Origin of the sequence: Variovorax sp. W2I14 (genome assembly GCF_050435205.1) — a bacterium.
Lineage (GTDB): Bacteria > Pseudomonadota > Gammaproteobacteria > Burkholderiales > Burkholderiaceae_C > Variovorax > Variovorax paradoxus_C.
Genome location: NZ_JBNDJX010000001.1, coordinates 1375969 through 1392287 on the forward strand (window position 1 = coordinate 1375969; position 16319 = coordinate 1392287).

Below are 16319 nucleotides of genomic sequence, written 5' to 3' on the forward strand. Positions count from 1 at the left end.
GCCCTCAGGCGGCGATCGCGTCGTCCTCGCGCGTGGTGCTGCTTGTGCGCATGGCCTCATTGGCAGCCTGTGCGCTCCGGTGCACCGTGAAGTCGCCGAGCGTCAGCGTGATGACCGACTGACGCTTGTTCGCCCGGTAGCGCGCGACGGCGGCAAGCTCGATCGCGCGGAAGTTGTTCTTGCAGACATCCAGCAGCCGCTGTCCGACCTCGCGCGTGCCGAAACCGTCGTGCAAGGTGTCTTCGGAAATCTGCGCCACGACACGTGCGCCCTGCGGGCCGTCGGGGTAGACGGCAAGGCGCACCGATGCGGTGTCGAAACAGTAAATACCCTCGAAATCCATGGCCGTGTCTCCTGTGTTGGGGGCGTTGTGCGCGGTGCGCCGCGGCAGGAATTGAAGGCGCGCGCGCCCACAGGCGGCGATGGATTTGGCGCGTGTTCGTGCAGGACGCGTCCTACATCGGCACCAGCGCAGTTACCTACACCGCTCGCGCCCGCTCACGCCGGACTCTTCGACACCGGCTTCGTGATCGTCGCAGTGGCCTTGGCGCCGAGCGTCATCTCGGTGATCCACGACACCAGCAGGGAACCGTAGGCCTGCCGCGATTCCTGCTTCGACAGCGCATGGTCAGCGCCCGACAGCACGCGGTAGGTGACCGAGCGCACGCGCTTGAAGGCGGCCAGGTAGTTCTCGACCACAGGGTGCGGCACGGTCTGGTCGTCTTCCGACTCGACGATCAGCACGTCGCCCGTGAACCGGGAGCAGGCCGCGAGCGCCCGGTTGTCGGCGGGGCCGACCAGCGAGCGGCGGTAGGTCACCAGGTCGGAGCGGCTCAGCTTGCCCTTGGGCGTGTCCCACTCGCGGTCGCGGTACAGCGCCGGCGCGCGCAGCGCGAGCCAGCGCACCGGCCGCATCGCGCTTACCAGCGCGGCGAGGTAGCCGCCGTAGCTGCTGCCGACGATGGCAATGGACGCCGGATCGACGGTCGGGTGGCCGACCAGCGCGTCATAGGCGGCGAGCACGTCCCGCAGGTTGTCCTCGCGCGTCACTTCCATCCGCTGCGCGGCATGGCGGGCGTGGCCGCGCAGGTCGAAGGTGAGGCACACGCAGCCCAGCGCGGCGATCTCCTGCGCCCGTTTCATGTACTGCTCCTGGCTCCCGTCCCACCCGTGCACCAGCAGCACGCCGGGCACGGTCGTCGAGGCGGCGAAGAGCGTGCCTTCGAGGTGCTGGCCGTCCACGGCGATATCGATGGCGCTATGGCGAGTCGGCATGAAGGTTCAACAGGGTGTATTTGGCGAGCGGTCCGACCTGCGGATCGACGCCCTGGTAGGAAACGATGGCATGCGCGGGCACCGTGGCCGGGCCGTACACCTCGAAGGTCGATGCGCGAACGCGCTCGCGGGCCGGGTCCGCGTGGAACGATTCGAGCGCCGCGATCTCGGCGCCCGTGGCGCCGCCCACCCGCCACGACTGCTCCAGCACGCCCGAGCGCCAGGCGCCGCCGTGGCCGGTGCCTTGGGCCACGTCGTAGTTCGTGCGCGAGGCGAAGAAGCCCGGGTAGCAATCGATCACGGCGCGGTGGTAGCGCCGGGCCTGGTCGATCGCGTGGCGAAGCGGCGGTGCGAGGCCGGGCGCGGCGAGCAGCGCTTCGAAATCGCCGCGCACCAGCGTGAGGTCGGAGCCGCCATAGACCTCTTCGCCCGCGTTGTCGCGCGCCAGGCGCTGCTGGCCGTAGTAGCTCACGACCATGCGCGCCACGATCACCTGCCCGACGCTGTAGGTGACAGGGCGCTCCAGGTTCTCTTCGATCACCACGCCGTGGCTGGCGATGTCGGCCTCGTCCATGGCATCGATGCAGCAGTCCAGCGCATCGGCGCTGTGCGCCACGACCTGGCCCCGGCCGCCGGTCGCGGTCACCGGCTTGATGCGCACCACGCCCGCGCCGAGCAGCGTGCGCCCTGCCCTGCGCGCTTCCGCACGCGAGAAGCACGAGAACCCGGCCAGCGCCGAACCGGCGATCTCGGGGGCGAAGCGTGGGTTCCAACCCGCGGGTTGCGGCGCACTGCCCCCGGCCACCGGATGGGTGATGGCCTTGGTGGCGATGAACGGATGCGGCACCACGCCGCCGAACAGGTCGTGCACGCCGGCGATGCCCATGGCTTGCGCGAGGCCGGCGTCGGTCACGGTGTTGCTGGGCACGAAGTACGGCGCCGTTGTATACGGCTGCCGCTCGTCGTAGTCGCCGGCATAAGCGCAGCCCGTGAGCACGGCGAGCCGCCGCGCAAAGTCGCTGCGGGTGGCGTGCTCATGCGCGCTGCAGTAGGCCGCCGGATCGAGGTTCCATGTCACGAGGCTGCGCGGCTGGGGCTGCGGCTGCAACTGTGATTGCAACTGCGACTGAGGGGCGGGAGACGCCGTTGCGGCGGGCCGGGGTCGGAGGGCCGTTTTCATGGTGGCGGTGGTGGTCGATGGTTGCCGTGCCGTCAGCGCTGGTGTGCCTTGCTCTTGTCCGCGTCCTTGTCCGCCGAAGGCAGCTTCACCTTGGTGACGGTGACGGACACCGGATCGCTCGCGGGAAAGGACTCCTCGACCCCGCTGTCCAGCGCTTCCTCGCTGGCGGGCTGCTCGACGGGTTTTTCCTGCTCGGCCGGCTTGCCATGGTTCTCCGACGTGGGAAAGGGAAATGGCTTCTGCTCTTTCGGTTCCTTGGTCATGGTGCGCTCCTGGCAATGTGGGCCCCTCCTCGAAGAAGGAAGGCGCCCGGCCATGGTGCTGTCCGGTTCGGGAGGTGCGCGGTCGGAAGGCGCTGCGCCTCTGCGTGGGAACAGTCCCGCGCGGCGGGCCTGCCAAGGCCGCGACGCACCTTCGCGAGTTCGACGCCCGAATGGCTTGCATGCGCGGCCGCATGCTGGGTCCTGAAGACATTGCCCTCGCCTCTCACGCGGTGCCGTCCCACGCGCACACCCGATGGCCGCGGCAAACATCTGCGACATGTCATCCAACCCCACCCAGATCAGTGCGCGCATCGTCGCGCCCGTCGAGTTCCGTGCCGGCGACGGCCCGCTGCTGGAGATTCGCGAAGGCGAATGCCAGGTCATCGTGGAAGGCGACAGCGCCGTGCTGACCTGGACCGAAGACGGCCAGCCGCTCACGGCCGCCATTCCCAAGATCGAGTTCGACCGGTTCATCGAGTCGGGCGCGATCGTCCTCGGTGTGAGTTGAGGGGCGCGGCGCTTCATGCCGAAGCCGGGCGCGTGCGCTCGGCCGCGAACACCCGCGCCAGTTCGTAGGGCGGCGTGACCTCGCATTGCGCGTAGGTGCAGGCGGCCGGCGGCTTGTCTGGCCGCCACCGCACGAAGATGGCGCCGTGGCGAAAGCGGTCGCCCTGCAGATGGTCGTAGCGCACCTCGCACACACGCTCGGGACGCAGCGGCACCCACGAGAGATCCTTGCCGGAATTCCATCGCGTCCGCGCGCCGGGTGCGCGCTGGCGGGCCTGAAGTGCCGCGGTGGCCGCGTCGTCGGCGCCTATCCAGGGATGGCCGCGGCCGGCATTGCGCATGAGAGGCGCGAGCTCGCGCGTCAGTGCGCGGCGCGTGGCCATGTCGAACGACGACGTCGCTCCCACATGCTGCAGCACGCCCTCTGCGTCCCACAGCCCCAGCAGCAGAGAGCCGACCGCGTCGTCGCCGGACTTGTGCCAACGCAAGCCGGCCAGCACGCAGTCGGCGGTGCGCACGTGCTTCACCTTGAACATGGCGCGCTCGCCCGGCAGGTAGGCGCCGTCGGCGCGTTTGGCAACCACGCCATCCAGGCCCGCGCCCTCGAAGTGGTCGAGCCATTGCAGGGCGACCGCGCGGCTTTCGGTCATCGGCGTGAGGTGGATCGGCGGGCCGACGTCGGCCATGAACGCTTCCAGAAGCATCCGCCGCTCGCTCTGGCTGCGCCGCTGGAGGTCGCGGCCTTCGAGCGCCAGCAGGTCGAAGGCCACGAACGACGCCGGCGTTTCGCGCGCGAGGCGCTCGACCCGTGAAGCCGCCGGATGCACGCGCTGCAGCAAGGCATCGAAGTCGAGCCCGGCCGCGCCGGCAATGACGATCTCGCCATCCAGGACGCAGCGCGCCGGCAGGCCTTCATGCAGCGCCTCATGCAGCTCGGGGAAATAGCGGTCCAGCGGCTTGAGGTCGCGGCTCTGGATGCGCACGCCCGCCGCGTCGCGGAACACGATGGCGCGAAAGCCGTCCCATTTGGGCTCGTAGAGAAACTCGCCTTCGGGCGGCACCTCCTCGGCGATCTTCGCGAGCATCGGCTCGACCGGAGCGATCTGCGTGGCCACGCGCTTGCGCCTCAGGGAGCGGGCGCGGGGGGCGGATTTTCCTCGTTGGTCTCGCTGTCCAGGTCCTCGTGCAGATGGAAGGCGTCCGAATCGTCCTTCTTGCTCGCTGCCACGTCCTTGCGCTTTTCGGCGAAACGTTCATGCGGCTGGGGCCCGGTGCGCTCGCCTTCCTTGTCGGGCGCCACGAAGCGCTCGCCGCCGCCGATGTTGTCGACCGTGCCGTCCGTGGTCGGACGGGAGCCGTCGCCGCTGTTGAGGGGAGAAGTGCCTTGCGTCATGACCGGCCCTTCCGGTTGGCGGGATCGCTGGGTGCATTGGTGCCCGAGAGCTGCTCGGCCGGTGGGCCGACCTTGCCGCTGTCGCCTCCGGCGGCGTGCGTGGTGCCGCCGTCGCGCGTCTTGCCGCGGCCCGAATAGATTTCGTCGTCGTCGAAATTCAGCGGGGCGCTGCCGGGCGTTCCGCCGCGCTCGAGCTTGCCGCGCGAAGACGGGTTGTCGTCGTGGGGGCCGATGGGATCGGTATCGGATTGGGTTCTGGTGGTGATGGATGCCATGGTTCGGGTCCTTCGAAAATTCCTTCGCGGTTCGCAAAAGAGCCTTCATGCTTTTGCAGCATCCGGAACCGCCCTGTCGGCGTGGCGGGACATGCGCTGTAGGCGCAGTGCCACGAATCGGCGCAGGGCCGCGTCTTCGTGGCGGACTGAACGGCATTCCCGTGCAGGACAAGCGCTCGACCTGCATGCGCCATCGTGAAACGACGCACTGTTGTGGCATTGTTTCCACCGCCGCGACACACGCGGCGTTTTTTGTGTTCACGCGGAAGGAGCAGCCCCATCATGATCAAGATCGGCATCGTCGACGACCACGCGGTCGTGCGTTCAGGCCTCAAGGCTTTCTTCTCTACCTTCGTGGATTTCCGGGTGGTCGGCGAGGCCGCCACTGGCCGCGAGGCGATCGACATGGTCCGCACCACCGACATGGACGTGCTGGTGATGGACCTTTCCATGCCCGGCCAGAGCGGCATCGATGCGCTCGCCATGGTGCGCGCCAAGGCGCCGCAACTGGGCGTGCTCATCCTGAGCGGCTATCCGGAGGAGCACTACGCGGTCAACCTGATCCGTCAGGGCGCATCGGGCTATCTCAACAAGGAATGCGAGCCCGAGGAAATCGCCAACGCCATCCGCACCGTCGCGCTCGGGCGCCGCTACATCTCGGCCTCGGTGGCCGAACTGCTGGCCGGCCAGCTGGAGCGCAAGGACAGCGAGCCGCCGCACAAGCACCTGTCGGAGCGCGAGTTCCAGGTGTTCCTGAAGCTCGCCAAGGGCGAATCGGTGGGCAGCATCGGCGAGGCGCTGTCGCTGTCGGTCAAGACCATCAGCACCTACCGCACGCGGCTCATGGAGAAGATGAATCTCTCCACGAACAGCGACCTCACCTACTACGCCATCAAGACGCAGTTGATCGATTGAGCGCGCGGCGTCATCTCCGGAGCGGTTGAAGGTGAGGCACCGCAGGGCGCTCAAGGCGGTCGTCTGGACCTTCCTCTTGACCGTGGCGGCCACGCTGCTGGTGGTCAATCTGGGTGGCAGCGAGAAGAAGCTGGACGAGCAGATCCGCCGCGAGTATTCGCTGCACGACGCGCAGTACCAGCGCGCGCTGGGCGTGATGCTCGGCCCGCCGATTGCCGGCGGCAACCGCTTCGAGGCGCTCTACAACGGCGACCGCATCTTTCCGCCGATGCTCGCGGCCATCCGCGGCGCGAAGGAGAGCATCACCTTCGAGACCTACATCTACTGGTCGGGCGACATCGGCCGCGCCTTTGCCGATGCGCTGTCGGAGCGCGCGCGGGCAGGCGTGCCGGTGCATGTGCTGCTCGACTGGGTGGGCAGCGCCAAGGTGGACGACGACTTCATCAAGGAGATGGAATCGGCCGGCGTGCAGATCCGCCGCTTCCACAAGCCGAGCTGGTATGACATCGGCCGCATGAACAACCGGACGCACCGAAAGCTGCTGGTGGTGGACGGACGCATCGGCTTCACCGGCGGCGTGGGCATCGCGCCCGAGTGGACCGGCCATGCGCAGGACGCGAAGCACTGGCGCGACTCGCACTACAAGGTCGAAGGGCCGGTGGTGGCGCAGATGCAGGCGGTGTTCATGGACAACTGGATCAAGGTGTCGGGCGATGTGCTGCACGGCGAGCGCTACTTTCCCCGCCTTGCACCCGTGGGCGATGGCCGCGCCCAGGTGTTCAGCAGCTCGCCCTCGGGCGGCAGCGAGAGCATGCACCTGATGTACCTGCTGTCGATCGCGGCGGCGACCAAGTCCATCGACCTGTCGAGCGCGTACTTCGTGCCCGACGACCTGACCGTGGGCGCGCTGGTGGCGGCCATGCGGCGCGGCGTGCGGCTGCGCATCATCACGCCGGGGCCGATCATCGATTCGCAGACGGTGCGCGCCGCATCGCGCGCGAGTTGGGGGCCCTTGCTCGAGGCCGGTGCGGAAATCAGCGAATACCAGCCGACGATGTTTCACTGCAAGGTGTTCATGGTCGATGGGCTCCTGGTGTCGGTGGGCTCCACCAACTTCGACAACCGCTCGTTCCGGCTGAACGACGAAGCCAACCTCAACATCTACGACGAAGCATTCGCGGCCGCGGAGACCGTGCAGTTCGAGGCCGACCTGGCGCAGTCCAGGCGCATCACGCTCGAAGATTGGAAGAACCGCCCCCTGCACGAGAAGGCGATGGAGCATCTGGCCTCGGTGCTCTCGGTTCAGCTCTGAAAAAAAACACGGCCCGAAGGCCGCGCTTGTTGTGGGTTGCGGTGTGTGAGTTGCGATGCGGATCAGCTGCGCGCCTTGGCCGAGCGCGCCGCATTGCGCAGGTCGCGGATCTGGTCGTGGTTGCGCTGCGCACCCTGGGCCTGCGCCTGCAGGATCTGGCGCACGCCCGCGGGCAGCGCGCGCTTCAGGGCCTTGTGGTAGCGGGCCACCGCCGCGTCTTCGCCGCGCTCGCATTCTTCGAGGATCGACAGCTCGCTGTTCGCGCCCACGGCGCCCTTCACATGGACCCAGCCGCGGTGCATGGCGCCGGAGGCGGTGCCGCCTTCCGCAGGCTTGCCGCCGTAGGTGATGACCAGTTCGACGAGCTGGCTCGCCGCCGCCTGGCACTGCGCGGCGCGCGATGCGAAGACCTCCTTCAAGCGGCCGGCTTCCACCTCTTCGGCGCAGGTGCGGAAACCGTATTCGCCGTCGCGCGTGTTCTCGAGCAGGTCGTTCAGCACATCGACAACTTCTTCGTTCGACAGCGGCTCGCCTTCGGGAATGGCTGTGTCTTCCTCGCGGAAATACAGGCGGTCGGCACGCTCCCATGCGGCGTGCGAGGCCGGACGGGCGCGCTCCCAGTCGAGCGACGAAGTGCCGCGGCGAGTTTCCCATTCGCGCGCGAGCGAGGGCTCGACCGAGGCGAACTCATCGACCGCGGCATTGCGGCTGGACCAGCCCAGCTCGTAGGCCGGACCGTAGTCGTCGTAGGTGCGCCCGGTCTCGTAATAGGGCTCGCGGTCGTAGGCGTTCTCCCAGTAGCTGCGCTCGGCGGTCGGGTTCACGCGCTCGGCCACGGCCTTGCCCCCGAGTCCGCCGACCACCGCGCCGACGACAAGGCCTGCCGCAGCGCCCACCGGGCCGCCGGCCGCGCCGACCGCGGCACCCGCCACGGCTCCCGCCCGTGGCGCCGACGCCAGTGCCGACGGGATGCGCGCCGGGTGCCCCGGAAATGGGATCGCGGTTGAGATCGTCAGGGTGCAGGGATGTGCGGTCTTTTGCCATGGTGGCTCCTTTGGAAAATTGAAAGAGGGTTGGATCGAAGTCCCGTCCGTTGAAATGCATGAGTTGAATGGACAGAAGACTTCATCCTGCGGCCCGTGCCCGGCGCCACCGTGGGGCTTGGGCGCGGCTGCGTGTAGGCGCAGTCGGGCCTCGGCTCGCCTTGTCTCACAAGAGCTGCCGGGCGCTTCCCCTACGATCCATGCCATGACGACGATGCCCGATTCCGATTCGCTCGCGCTGATCGAAGCCTGCTCGCAGGCTTCGATCGCGCTCCTCGAAAGCAACCTGACGCCGCACGGCATCCTGGCCGCGAGCCGCACCGAAGCCGCCGTGGCCCGGCGCTACACGCGCATCTTCGGGCGCGATGCCGCGATCTGCGTGATGGCCATGTGCGGCAGCGGCGTGCCCGCGCTGGAGCAGGGCGCGGTCGCGAGCCTCGATGCGCTCGCGGCGCAGCAGGCGGCCAACGGACAGATTCCGAAGTACGTCGATCCCGAGGGCCAGGATGCGGACTTCTGGTATCTCGGCTGCATCGACGCGACCCTGTGGTGGCTGATCGCGGTGGACCATGTGCGTCGCCATGGCAAGGTCGGCGCATCCCACTGGGAAGACGGTGTGGCCCGCGCCATCGGCTGGCTGCTCGCGCAGGAGCACCAGCACTTTCGGCTGCTGCAGCAGAACGAGGCGAGCGACTGGGCCGACATCATGCCGCGCTCGGGCTACGTGCTGTACAGCAACGCGCTCTGGTACGACGTCAAGCGCCGCTTCGCGCTTGGCCATGCCGAGGAAACGCGGCACCACTTCAACCACATGTTCAATCCGTTCCAGCGCGACCTGCCCGAATACCACCGGGCGCGGCTGCTGCGGCACTACGCGCGACGCGGCCGGCGCGACCCGGCGCTCTACCTCAGCTTCGTCAACTTCGCATTCGTCGGCAACGAGGGCGATGTGTTCGGCAACGCACTGGCGATACAGGCCGGCCTCGCCGAACCCGAGATGGCCGGCCGCATCGTCGACACCATCGCGAACTCGCGCGCGGCCGATCCGTACCCGGTGCGCGTCGTGCTGCATCCGCTGTCGCGCCAGCACGAACTGTGGCGGCCCTACATGGGACGCCACCAGCAGAACGACGTGCACCAGTACCACAACGGCGGCATCTGGCCCTTCGTCGGCGGCTTCTGGGTGATGGCGCTCGCCAACGTGGGCCGCCACGATCTCGCACACGCCGAACTCGCGCGGCTCGCGCATGTCAATTCGCTCGGCGACTGGCGCTTCACCGAGTGGTTCCACGGCAAGACGCTGGCGCCGATGGGCATGGCCGGGCAGAGCTGGAATGCGGCGACCTTCCTGCTGGCCAGGCGTGCGCTGGAAGGACGCGCGGATGCTTGGTGAGGATTCGGTTCCTCGTCTCGAATTGCGTTCAGGAAAACAATCCGTTCACGCTGAGCTTGTCGAAGCGCCGCGCAAGGCTTCGACAAGCTCAGCCCGAACGGTCGGGGTTCTTGAACGGTCGTGACTTCGGTGGATGGATCGCCAATCCCTCTCAGCCCTTCGCCCTTTCAGACTCGCGCGCCAGCACCCGGCCGGGCCGCGCGCCCGTCGGGCCGCCGCCCTGCCACACCAGCGCGCCATTGACGATCACCGCCTCGATGCCGCGCGCCGGCGCCATCGGCGATTCATAGGTGGCGGCTTCGTCCACCGTGTCTGCGTCGAACAGGGTCAGGTCGGCATAAGCGCCCTCTTTCAGCACGCCGCGGTCTTTCAGGCCGAAGTTCTTCGCGGTGAGGCCCGTCATCTTGTAGATCGCCGCCTCCAGCGGAAAGAGCCCGAGCAGCCGGCCGTAGTGACCCAGCACGCGCGGAAAACTGCCCCAGAGGCGCGGATGCGGCGAGGCGTCATGCGGCAGGCCGTCGGAGCCGATCATGGTCTGGTCGAACTTCAGGATTCGCTGCACGTCGGCCTCGTCCAGCCGGAAGTAGATGCCGCCCGCGGGACTGAGCTGGCGGATCGCCTCGTCCTGGCTCACGCCCAGCTGCTTCGCGATGGCGTCGAGGTCTTGCCCCGCGTATTCGGGCATGGGCTTGGACCAGCTCACGATCACGCGCGACGAACTCGCGGCCCGGTCGGACGAGAGGATGGTCGAGCCGGCGGTGTAGGGGTAGCAGTCCAGGCAGATCGGCTGCGTGGCCATGTTCTTCTCGATGAAGCTCAGCGCCTCCTGCGAACGGCCGTGGTTCTCGGGCCCGACCACCTTCATGTGCGAGATGACGACCTGCACGCCGACCTCGCGGCCGACGCGGAAGGTCTCCTCGAGCGAGTCGATCACCTTGTCCGCTTCATTGCGCATGTGGGTGCAGTAGACGCCGTCGAAGTCCTTCAGCGGGCGGCAGGTCTCGATGACTTCCTCGGTCGGCGCGGCGACCGCGGGCTCGTAGTAGAGGCCGGTGGAAACGCCGATCGCTCCGGCTTCGAGCGCCTCTTGGACCAGCGCGCGCATGCGGACGATCTGGTCATTGGTGGCCGGCATTCCCAGGTCATCGAGCGTCGCGACGCGCAATGTCGTGTGCCCCACGAGCAGCGCGCAGTTCGTGGCCGCGGGCTTGGCGCGCAGTTCGGCGATGTACGAAGCGAAGGTCGGAAAGGAGAACCAGCCGCCCTCCTCGTCCAGCAGGTTCAGCGGCGGCGTGACCGGCTGCGTGATGCCGCCCGGCATCGGCGCGAGCGAGATGCCGCAGTTGCCCGCGATCACCGTGGTGATGCCCTGGCTGACCTTCGGCGCCATGTCGGGGTTCGAGAGCATGAGGCGGTCGTCGTGCGTGTGCGCGTCGATGAAGCCGGGCGCGGCGATGCGCCCTGCCCGGTCGATCTCGACCTCGCCGTGCGAGGCGGAGAGATCGCCGATGCGGGCGATGCGGTCGCCGCGGATGCCGATGTCGCCCGTGTAGCGCGGCGCGCCGGTGCCGTCGACGATGCTGGCGTTGCGGATGAGAAGCTCGAATTTTTCCTGCATCGAATGAGTACCTTGAATGCCTTGGATTGAAGAGAGTTAGAGCAGCGCGCCGCGTGCGGCGATGGGCCACAGAGCCTCCACCCGCCCACCGCGCACGCACACGAGTTCGTCGTAGAGGTTGACGGTCGGGTCGCAATGGCCGGGCACCAGCATCAGCTGGTCGCCAAGGGACAGCGCGGCCGCATCGGGCGTGGCCAGCGCGCCGTGCTCGTCGGCCGCCTTCACGTAGCGCAGGTCGGGCCGCTGCCACACGGTGGGCATTCCCGAGTCGACGCTGGAAGCCTTGAGGCCCGCATCGACCACGGCGCGTTGGAGCGTGGCGCGGCTCAGGACGGTGGTGCGCACGAAGAGCGCGTGCTCGAACGCGATGTCGTGCGCGCCGCGCTGGTTGTCGCCGTAATCGCGGTCCATGAAGATGTAGGAGCCGGCCTGGATCTCGTTGAACACGCCCGAGTCGCGCTCGTGCTGGAAGCTGCCGGTGCCCGCGCCCGTCACGCGCTCGACGGCGATGCCGCAGGTCTCGATGGCATCGCGGGTCGTGCGCGCGGCATCCACGGCACTGTCGATGGCCGCGGCGCGGTCTTCGGGTGCGCGCAGGTGCTGAGCGGGCCCGTGATAGCAGTGCAGGCCCATGAAACGCAGTTGCGGTGCGCAGTCCGCGACCTGCTGTGCGAGCCGCACTGCCTCTTCGCCGGGCGCCACGCCGCAGCGATTGGCGCCGACGTTGACTTCGACATACACGTCCAGCGTCACGCCCTCCGCCTCTGCGACGGCGCGCAGTGCCTCGACCTGCAGCGGGTGATCGACCAGCACGCCCATGCGCGCCTTGCGGGCCAGCGCGGCCAAGTGGCGCAGCTTGGTCTCGCCGATCACCTGGTTGGTGACCAGCACATCTTCGATGCCGGCTTCCACGAACACGGCGGCTTCGCTCACCTTCTGGCAGCAGAGGCCGGCCGCGCCCAGCGCGATTTGCCGCCGCGCGATCTCGGGCGTCTTGTGGCACTTGGCATGGGCGCGCAAGCGCACGCCGCTGCCACGCAGCGCCTCGGCCATGCGCGCGAGGTTGCGTTCGAACGCATCGAGGTCGAGCACGAGTGCGGGGGTGTCGATGGCGCCGATGGGGTCGCCGGGCCTTGCGGCTTTCCAGGGGGTCATGGTGCGTTGGCCTTCAGTCGACTCAATCGATCTTTGCGCCCGAGTCCTTGATGATCTTCGACCACTTGACCGTCTCGCGCCGCGACAGGTCGAGGAACTGCTCGGCCGTGCCGAAGTCGGTCTCCGCGCCCAGCAGCCTGAAGCGCTCGCGCACCGCCGGGGTGGCCAGCGCGGAGCGGATCTCGGCGTTGAGCCGCGCCACCACCTCCTTGGGCAAGCGCGCCGGTCCGATGATTCCGCCCCAGGCCTCGACCTCGAAGCCCGGCACGCCGGCTTCGGCGATGGTCGGAACGTCCGGATAGGTAGGCGAGCGCTGACGCGAAGAGATGCCCAGCGCCCTCACCTTGCCCGACTGCGCAAGCGGACCCGAAACGGGTGTGTTGACCATCATCAGCTGCACGCCGCCGCCGATGAGGTCGGTCACCGCTGCCGTCGCGGCCTTGTAGGGCACGTGCAGCATGTTCGTGCCGGTCATCGACTTGAAAAGCTCCACGCCCAGGTGCGCGGTGGTGCCGTTGCCGTCGGACGCGAAGGCCAGCTTGCCGGGGTTCTTCTTCGCGTAGGCGATGAGCTCGGCGACGCTCTTCACCGGCAGGTCGTTGTTGACGATCATCAGGTTCGACAGGCGCAGCGTGTTGGCGACCAGCGTCAGGTCTTTCTCGACGTCGTACGGCACGTTGGGCAGCAGCGAGCGGTTGGTGGCCAGCGAGACGATGTTGCCGTAGGCCAGCGTGTAGCCGTCGGGCGCGGCATGCACCAGGTCCATGGTGCCGATCGTGTAGGAGCCGCCGGGCTTGTTGTCGATGACGATGGGCACGCCCATCTGCTGCGAGAGTTGCGCGCCCAGCGCGCGCATCAGCGAATCGGGTGCACCGCCGGGCGCCGAGGGCACGATCAGGCGGATCGCCTTGTCGGGATAGGCCGCAGAGGCCGGCATCGCAATCGCCGCGAACGCGGCGACGAAAAGAGCACACAGCAAGGCACGTGGACGCATGGCAGAGAACTCCGGCTGATGAGGGATCGGTGGGCCGATGATCAGTTCGCGTGCCGCATTGGACAAGCCACGTTTTCTGGGATTAGCATGAGCTTTCCTCATGCACGGTGCAGGTGCGCTCAGGGTTATCACCAGAGAGCACATGCACCAGACTTGTTCTTTTCTCATGAACCAGCACGTTCGCGCCCCTTCGACGATGTCCTTGATGTGCCTGGAGGCCAGCGCGCGGTTGCGCTCTTTCACCGCCGCCGCGCAGGAGCTGCGGCTCACGCAAGGTGCGGTGAGCCGTCAGGTGCAGACGCTGGAAGACCGGCTCGGCGTGAAGCTCTTCACGCGGCGGCGAGAGGCACTGGCGCTGACGGACGCCGGGCGCTATTACCTCGGCGAAGTCGCACCGCTGCTGCAGCGGCTGGAGCGCGCCACAGCCAACGTGATGGCGCTCAAGGGGCGCGGCGGCGAGCTGTCGCTGTCGTGCGGCGCCTCGGTCGGCAGCTATTGGCTGATTCCACGCCTGCCGGAGTTCACGCGTGACCACGGCGAGATCACGCTGAACTTGGGCACGCGCGTGGGGCCGGTGGATTTCAGCGCCACGCCGGTCGATGCGTCACTCGAATTCGGCGATGGCAAGCGTCCGGGCCTGCACAGCGAATTCGTGCTGCCGCTGGACCTCTCGCCCTACGCCGCCCCTGCGTGGATCGCCGCGCACGGCAAGACGGTCGATGCGAACACGCCGCGCTCGGCGCTGATCCACCACCTGACGCTGCCCGGCGCATGGGACGAGTGGTTCGCGCGCGAAGGCATCGCGGCCGAAGCGGGCCGCGAGGGCCCGCGCTACGACATCATGTCCATGGCCCTGAATGCCTCTCTGGCGGGCATGGGGGTGGCGCTGCTGCCGCCGTACATGAGCGACGAGTCGGTCGCGTCGGGGCGGCTGCGCCGGCTGTCTCGCCGCAAGTGGCGCTATGCGAAGGGCTACCACCTCGTGTACCCGGAAGAGTCGGCGCAGATGCAGTCGCTGCAGGTGTTCAGGCAGTGGCTGCTGGCCCAGGCAGGTCGAACCTGACAACGGATCTGCCGGCCCGCTCGTTGAGGATGGGCAGTGCCTGCCGCCGCCGGCTTGCATTTTGAAACGAAAATTACTACTATCGTTTCCAATCCATGAACTACGCACACATCAGAGCCAGGTACAACGTGCCTGCCAAACGAGGTGCCCGGGTCGAGTTCCACGGGCAGTTGGGTACTGTGACCTCGACCAGTTCCGCGGCCGTGAGGGTCCGGATGGACGGCATGTCGCGCTCCCAGCCGTTCGCGCCGGACGAGCTTCGCTGGCTGGACACGGAGGCAGTGGTGCTGCCATTCCCGCAAGGCGGCGCCAGCCAACTGCCGGCCTGACGCGCGCTCGCAGCGCGCGGATCATGTCCGAGACTCTTGCCACTTCCGCGAAGCTTTCCGCAAGGCGCACGTGCCTCAAGTCATTCAGCTCGCAAGCGCCTCCACGCGAAGCGTCGTCACGGCGCCATTCACTGCCGGGTGCGCCTGCAGCGCATGCACGGCGAGATCGATCGCGCTCTGCGCGGCCGGCCCGGTCAGCACCAGCACCTGAGGCCCCGTCTCTGGCCGCTCCGCCGCCAGCACCACCTGCTGTACCGGCAGCTGTTGTCCAGCCAGCAAGGCCGCAACCGCTTCGATCTGATTTGCCGCATGCACGGGGACGCGCAGGTAGTGGGAAGTCCGCACTGCAGCGCGTGGCAACACCGGCAGCTCGTTCATCGCATGCGCATGAAAGCCCAGGTGCGGCACGCGCTGCCCGGCATGGGTGCCATCGAGCCGCGCCACGTCGACCAGGTCGGCGATGACGGCCGATGCCGTCTGCTCCGAGCCGGCCCCAGCGCCGTAGTACATCGTCACGCCCGACGCGTCGCCCTTCACCATGACCGCGTTCATCGAGCCGTTCACATGCGCCATCAGGTGCGCGGCGGGCACGAGCGCGGGCTGCACGCGCAGCTCGATGCCCTCTTCCCGACGGCGCGCGATGCCCAGCAGCTTGATGCGGTAGCTCAGCTGTTCCGCGCAGGCCACGTCCAAGCCCTGCAGCGCGGTGATGCCTTCCACCTGCAGATCGGCAAAGCGCACCGGCGAGCCGAAGGCATTGGCGGCGAGCAGCGTCAACTTGTGCGCGGCGTCGATGCCTTCGATGTCGAAGGCCGGGTCGGCCTCGGCGTAGCCCAGAGCCTGCGCCTCGGCGAGCGCGGCGGCGAAGTCCAGGCCCTCGTCGCGCATCTTGCTCAGGATGAAATTGGTGGTGCCGTTGATGATCCCGGCCACCCATTCGATGCGGTTCGCGGTGAGCCCTTCGCGCAGCGCCTTCACGATGGGGATGCTGACCGCCACCGCGCCTTCGTACGCCACCGCCACGCCGTGCTGGCGCGCCGCCGCGAAGATCTCGGCGCCGTGCTCCGCCAGCAGCGCCTTGTTGGCCGTGACCACGTGCTTGCCATGCGCGATGGCCGCCAGCACCCAGTCGCGCGCCGGGCCCGTGCCGCCAGCCACTTCGACCAGCACGTCGACGTCGGGGTGCGTGGCGACATGCATCGGGTCATCGGTCAGCGGGACGCCGTCGCCCACGATGCCGGCCGCCCGCGGCAGATTGCGCGCGGCCACCATCACCACCTCGATGCCGCGTCCTGCCCGGCCGGCAATCTCGGCCTGGTTGCGAGCCAGCACGCGGAAGGTGCCGGAGCCCACGGTGCCGATGCCGATCATGCCCACGCGCAGCGGGCGCATGGCCACGGGAACACCGTGAAGGGGCTGAAGGGACAGGACTGGATCGCGGTACATGGAGCTTCTCCGAACGAAAGAACAAACAAAAAACCCAGCTGCCAGAGCTGGGTTTCATTCCTTCGGGGAGAAGAGCGATTCACCAGGTGGCTGCCGGAACGGCCACCTGCGCGTGCTCAGGTGGCCGCGGTGGTAATGGAGGTAATCATTCGTGCACC

At 68.0% G+C, this 16319-nt stretch carries 16 protein-coding genes and 1 pseudogene; 5 read left to right on the forward strand and 12 right to left on the reverse strand.

What is annotated here, in order from left to right; all coding sequences use genetic code 11:
* Positions 1-4: 4 nt before the first annotated feature.
* From QF040_RS06420 to QF040_RS06435, 4 genes are all read right to left on the reverse strand, one after another.
* A complete protein-coding gene (locus QF040_RS06420; protein WP_429610322.1) occupies positions 5-343 on the reverse strand; it encodes a hypothetical protein in 339 nt (112 codons plus the stop codon).
* Between the two features lie 155 nt (positions 344-498).
* The gene (locus QF040_RS06425; RefSeq protein ID WP_429610323.1) at positions 499-1275 is read right to left on the reverse strand and encodes an alpha/beta hydrolase family protein; all 777 of its coding nucleotides are present in this window, start codon (positions 1273-1275) and stop codon (positions 499-501) included.
* Positions 1259-2455 carry a DUF3182 family protein gene (locus QF040_RS06430; protein WP_429610324.1) on the reverse strand — a complete coding sequence of 399 codons (1197 nt, stop codon included), beginning with the start codon at positions 2453-2455 and terminating at the stop codon, positions 1259-1261. Before QF040_RS06430 ends, QF040_RS06425 begins: the two co-directional genes overlap by 17 nt.
* A 32-nt stretch (positions 2456-2487) precedes the next feature.
* Entirely contained in the window at positions 2488-2718 is a 231-nt protein-coding gene (locus tag QF040_RS06435; RefSeq protein WP_429610325.1) for a hypothetical protein, read from the reverse strand.
* Positions 2719-2995: 277 nt separating this feature from the next.
* Between QF040_RS06435 and QF040_RS06440 the strand changes: the two genes are divergently transcribed.
* Entirely contained in the window at positions 2996-3226 is a 231-nt protein-coding gene (locus tag QF040_RS06440) for a hypothetical protein (RefSeq protein WP_041943608.1), read from the forward strand.
* 13 nt (positions 3227-3239) lie between these two features.
* Here QF040_RS06440 and QF040_RS06445 read toward each other — a convergent pair whose 3' ends face one another.
* The 3 genes from QF040_RS06445 to QF040_RS06455 are packed head-to-tail and all read right to left on the reverse strand — an operon-like array spanning position 3240 to position 4893.
* The gene (locus QF040_RS06445) at positions 3240-4340 is read right to left on the reverse strand and encodes an ATP-dependent DNA ligase (protein WP_429610326.1); all 1101 of its coding nucleotides are present in this window, start codon (positions 4338-4340) and stop codon (positions 3240-3242) included.
* An 11-nt stretch (positions 4341-4351) separates the two neighbouring features.
* The gene (locus tag QF040_RS06450; RefSeq protein WP_306879412.1) at positions 4352-4618 is read right to left on the reverse strand and encodes a hypothetical protein; all 267 of its coding nucleotides are present in this window, start codon (positions 4616-4618) and stop codon (positions 4352-4354) included.
* Positions 4615-4893 (reverse strand): hypothetical protein, encoded by a 279-nt coding sequence (locus tag QF040_RS06455; protein ID WP_429610327.1) that lies wholly within the window; start codon positions 4891-4893, stop codon positions 4615-4617. Before QF040_RS06455 ends, QF040_RS06450 begins: the two co-directional genes overlap by 4 nt.
* Positions 4894-5175: 282 nt before the next feature.
* Between QF040_RS06455 and QF040_RS06460 the strand changes: the two genes are divergently transcribed.
* The gene (locus tag QF040_RS06460; protein ID WP_013541409.1) at positions 5176-5808 is read left to right on the forward strand and encodes a response regulator; all 633 of its coding nucleotides are present in this window, start codon (positions 5176-5178) and stop codon (positions 5806-5808) included.
* Between the two features lie 31 nt (positions 5809-5839).
* Positions 5840-7120 carry a phospholipase D-like domain-containing protein gene (locus QF040_RS06465; protein WP_429610328.1) on the forward strand — a complete coding sequence of 427 codons (1281 nt, stop codon included), beginning with the start codon at positions 5840-5842 and terminating at the stop codon, positions 7118-7120.
* Between the two features lie 62 nt (positions 7121-7182).
* Here QF040_RS06465 and QF040_RS06470 read toward each other — a convergent pair.
* Positions 7183-8164 (reverse strand): annotated as a pseudogene (locus tag QF040_RS06470) (ferritin-like domain-containing protein).
* Between the two features lie 204 nt (positions 8165-8368).
* Here QF040_RS06470 and QF040_RS06475 point away from each other — a divergent pair.
* Entirely contained in the window at positions 8369-9556 is a 1188-nt protein-coding gene (locus QF040_RS06475; protein ID WP_429610329.1) for an amylo-alpha-1,6-glucosidase, read from the forward strand.
* Between the two features lie 151 nt (positions 9557-9707).
* Here QF040_RS06475 and QF040_RS06480 read toward each other — a convergent pair whose 3' ends face one another.
* The 3 genes from QF040_RS06480 to QF040_RS06490 are packed head-to-tail and all read right to left on the reverse strand — an operon-like array spanning position 9708 to position 13323.
* Positions 9708-11174 carry an N-acyl-D-amino-acid deacylase family protein gene (locus QF040_RS06480; RefSeq protein ID WP_429610330.1) on the reverse strand — a complete coding sequence of 489 codons (1467 nt, stop codon included), beginning with the start codon at positions 11172-11174 and terminating at the stop codon, positions 9708-9710.
* A 36-nt stretch (positions 11175-11210) separates the two neighbouring features.
* On the reverse strand, positions 11211-12329 hold the full coding sequence (locus QF040_RS06485) for a DSD1 family PLP-dependent enzyme (RefSeq protein WP_429610331.1): 1119 nt from the start codon (positions 12327-12329) through the stop codon (positions 11211-11213).
* 22 nt (positions 12330-12351) lie between these two features.
* Complete coding sequence (locus QF040_RS06490; protein WP_429610332.1) at positions 12352-13323, reverse strand: Bug family tripartite tricarboxylate transporter substrate binding protein; 972 nt, start codon at positions 13321-13323, stop codon at positions 12352-12354.
* 166 nt (positions 13324-13489) lie between these two features.
* Between QF040_RS06490 and QF040_RS06495 the strand changes: the two genes are divergently transcribed.
* The gene (locus QF040_RS06495) at positions 13490-14386 is read left to right on the forward strand and encodes a LysR substrate-binding domain-containing protein (RefSeq protein ID WP_429610333.1); all 897 of its coding nucleotides are present in this window, start codon (positions 13490-13492) and stop codon (positions 14384-14386) included.
* Between the two features lie 413 nt (positions 14387-14799).
* Here QF040_RS06495 and QF040_RS06500 read toward each other — a convergent pair whose 3' ends face one another.
* Positions 14800-16161 carry a homoserine dehydrogenase gene (locus QF040_RS06500; RefSeq protein ID WP_429610334.1) on the reverse strand — a complete coding sequence of 454 codons (1362 nt, stop codon included), beginning with the start codon at positions 16159-16161 and terminating at the stop codon, positions 14800-14802.
* Positions 16162-16319: the final 158 nt, after the last annotated feature.